General features: G+C 63.9%; 1 protein-coding gene and 1 pseudogene. Both read right to left on the bottom strand.

Features of this window, described 5'->3' with window-relative positions; translation table 11 throughout:
• Positions 1–5: 5 nt before the first annotated feature.
• Positions 6–128: pseudogene (locus GXZ33_RS12620) on the bottom strand (elongation factor Tu); the annotation flags it as partial.
• A 911-nt stretch (positions 129–1,039) separates the two neighbouring features.
• A partial coding sequence (locus GXZ33_RS12615) for an elongation factor Tu (RefSeq protein WP_291341615.1) occupies positions 1,040–1,911 on the bottom strand: 872 nt, incomplete at its 5' end.

The raw sequence follows: 1,911 nt of genomic DNA, 5'->3' as shown, positions 1-1,911 counted from the left end.
TCAGATCACTTGGTGATCTTGGTGACGCGGCCGGCGCCGACGGTGCGGCCACCCTCGCGGATCGCGAAGCGGAGGCCGTCCTCCATGGCGATCGGCTGGATGAGCTCGACCTTCATCTCGGTGTTGTCAAGGTCCTACCACTCCATGACCGGAAGGGGGGTTGACCTCGCCACTCGCACCACCTCAAGCCCGGCCTTCTCGGCGGAGACAACCAGTTGGTGCGGACCGCTCATGATGATTGAGTCCGCGTACGGCGGCGCGTCCAAGCGGATACACCCAGGCTGCTCAATTCTTCCCGGAAAGAGATGCGAACTCCATGCACGGTTGAAGTCTGACAGCTTCACGGTCATCGGGACGCCGCTTCGGAGTCCGTCTCCATAGAAGAGAGGCCAATGCAGCCACTGATCGAGAACCCCGCCAACTTCGGCGAGGACGTTGGATACCTGACTGATGGTGCTGTGAGAGGCTCGCCCGCCAGCCGGACGCCAAGGCACTTGGAACGATCCGCTCTCTTGGCCCCACTCCAACAGGGTAGTCGCTGTGAGGTCACCCGACAGTTCACGGCCCGCCAAGAACTCAGACCAACGGCGCTCCTGGGCTCACACCCATGTGCATCAACGGCAGAAACACCCTGATGACACACGCTGCGCCCGGAAGGGCGTACTCGCCGAAAGTTGCAGCAGCCATCACTCAGCGATGTCCAGGACCCACGAGACCGAGTAGGCACCGAGACCTACGGCCGCGTCCTCCGCCGAGAAAGTCGCGTAGTCGAATTGGAGGACTACCGTCTGAGCGGGTTGGACAGCGAGCACATGAATGGACGTCGTTTCCTCGTCTGCACGACGCATTCTGTTCCTCCTGCTCGGTGAGGAGCGGGCACTCCTCCGTGGCGAGACACTACGCTCGCGCAAGGTGCATGGCAACGGGAGGGCAGCCGGTTGCGCCTCTGGCACTCACTCGACCCACGGCATACCAAGGCATGCGAAAGGGCCCCGTATCCCTAGCGGGATACGGGGCCCTTCTCGGGTGGCTCGTCAGATCACTTGTTGATCTTGGTGACGCGACCAGCGCCCACGGTGCGGCCACCCTCGCGGATCGCGAAGCGCAGGCCGTCCTCCATGGCGATCGGCTGGATGAGCTCGACGGACATCTCGGTGTTGTCACCGGGCATGACCATCTCGGTGCCCTCGGGCAGCTTCACGACACCGGTGACGTCCGTGGTCCGGAAGTAGAACTGCGGACGGTAGTTGTCGTAGAACGGGGTGTGCCGGCCACCCTCGTCCTTGGCCAGGATGTAGACGTTGGCCTCGAACTCGGTGTGCGGGGTGATCGAACCCGGCTTGACGATGACCTGGCCACGCTCGACGTCCTCGCGCTTGATGCCACGCAGCAGCAGACCGACGTTCTCGCCCGCACGACCCTCGTCGAGGAGCTTGCGGAACATCTCGATGCCGGTGACGGTGGTCTTGGTGGGCGGACCCTCGTGGATGCCGACGATCTCGACCTCCTCGTTGACGTTGAGGACGCCACGCTCGATCCGACCGGTGACGACGGTGCCACGACCGGTGATCGTGAAGACGTCCTCGACCGGCATCAGGAACGGCTTGTCGATGTCGCGCTCCGGCTCGGGGATGTAGGTGTCGACGGCCTCCATGAGGTCCAGAACGCTCTGGCCCCACTTCTCGTCGCCCTCGAGCGCCTTGAGCGCCGAGACCTGGACGACCGGCAGGTCGTCGCCGGGGAACTCGTAGTCGGAGAGGAGCTCACGGACCTCCATCTCGACAAGCTCCATGATCTCCTCGTCGTCGACCATGTCCGACTTGTTGAGCGCGACGACGATGTAGGGAACGCCGACCTGGCGGGCCAGGAGGACGTGCTCCTTCGTCTGCGGCATCGGGCCGTCGGTGGCCG

The sequence above is a fragment of the Corynebacterium sp. genome, assembly GCF_012838985.1.
In the GTDB taxonomy this organism is placed as follows: Bacteria; Actinomycetota; Actinomycetes; order Mycobacteriales; family Mycobacteriaceae; genus Corynebacterium.
Note: the sequence above shows the minus strand (reverse complement) of the source record. Positions and strands in the feature narration are given on the sequence as shown.